This is a genomic window from Stenotrophomonas sp. 2YAF22 (assembly GCF_052114665.1).
GTDB classification, from domain to species: domain Bacteria; phylum Pseudomonadota; class Gammaproteobacteria; order Xanthomonadales; family Xanthomonadaceae; genus Stenotrophomonas; species Stenotrophomonas indicatrix.
In genome coordinates this window covers 1-1,186 of record NZ_JBFRFE010000893.1, presented here as the reverse complement: position 1 = coordinate 1,186, position 1,186 = coordinate 1, and the positions used below count along the sequence as shown (strand labels likewise).

Genomic DNA, 1,186 nt, shown 5'->3' with positions numbered 1-1,186 from the left:
GGGGTGTCCGCGGCATGGATGCCGCGGCCAAGCCCCCAGGGATGGGTTCACGGCGTCCCCGCACTATCCACCCGCCCGGCCAGCCCTCAGCAATCCAGCTTTCCACGACCCACCCGCCCCCACCCACGAGGGGCTGCGCCGTTGGCTGGAAACCTACGCGTGTACCGGCCGATGACCGCGCACCGCCATCACCAGCCCGATCCCCGCCAGCAACGACACCGCCGAGGTGCCGCCATAACTGATCAACGGCATCGGAATGCCCACCACCGGCAGCAAGCCGGAAATCATTCCACCGTTGACCAGCACGTATACGAAGAACGCCAAGCCGAGGCTGCCGGCCAGCAACCGCGCGTGCGTGTCGCGCGCCTGCACCGCGATCGACAGGCAACGCCCGACCACGAACAGATACAGCGCGAACACCGTCACCACGCCGATCCAGCCGAATTCCTCGGCCAATACCGAGAACGCGAAATCGGTGGTGTACTCGGGCAGGAAATCCAACGTGGCCTGCGTGCCATGGCCCCAGCCGCGCCCCTGCATGCCACCCGAGCCGATGGCGATGCGCGACTGCAGGATGTTCCAGCCGGTGCCCAACGGATCGGCAGCCGGATCCAGGAAGGTCAGCACGCGATTCTTCTGGTATTGCCGCAGCAGCCCGAACCACGCCAGTGGCGCAGCCACCGATACCGCACTCAACCCGGCCACCACCCAGCGCCACTGCAGTCCAGCCAGCAGCAACGCAAACACGCCACTGGCCGTCACCAGCGTGGCGGTACCGAGGTTGGGCTGCATCAGGATCAGCAGCGCTGGCACCCCGATCAGTACTGCGGCGGTCAGCACCGTGCGCGGCGATGGCGGCAGCGGCTGACGGTGCAGATACCAGGCCATCATCAACGGCAGGCTGAGCTTGAGCAGTTCCGAGGGCTGCAGATAGAACACGCCCAGATTGAGCCAGCGTTGCCCGTATTTACCGGTGCCGATTACATACACCGCCATCAATGGCAGCATCGACAGCGCATAGATGGCAGGCGTCCACGCGCGCAGGCGCAGCAGCGAGACCCGCGACAACAGCCACATCGCTACCAGACCCATCGCAAAGCGCATCGCCTGCCCCGCCACCGGGCCGTTACTGGTCGCGTTGTTTATCCTGATGGGCGCGGGCCTGGCGGTGCTGCACAGCGTGAAC

1 protein-coding gene is annotated in these 1,186 nt (G+C 66.0%); it reads right to left on the bottom strand.

What is annotated here, in order from left to right; translation table 11 throughout:
• Positions 1–153 precede the first annotated feature (153 nt).
• Positions 154–1,179 carry a rod shape-determining protein RodA gene (gene rodA / locus AB4Y84_RS22055; protein WP_442250982.1) on the bottom strand — a complete coding sequence of 342 codons (1,026 nt, stop codon included), beginning with the start codon at positions 1,177–1,179 and terminating at the stop codon, positions 154–156.
• Positions 1,180–1,186: the final 7 nt, after the last annotated feature.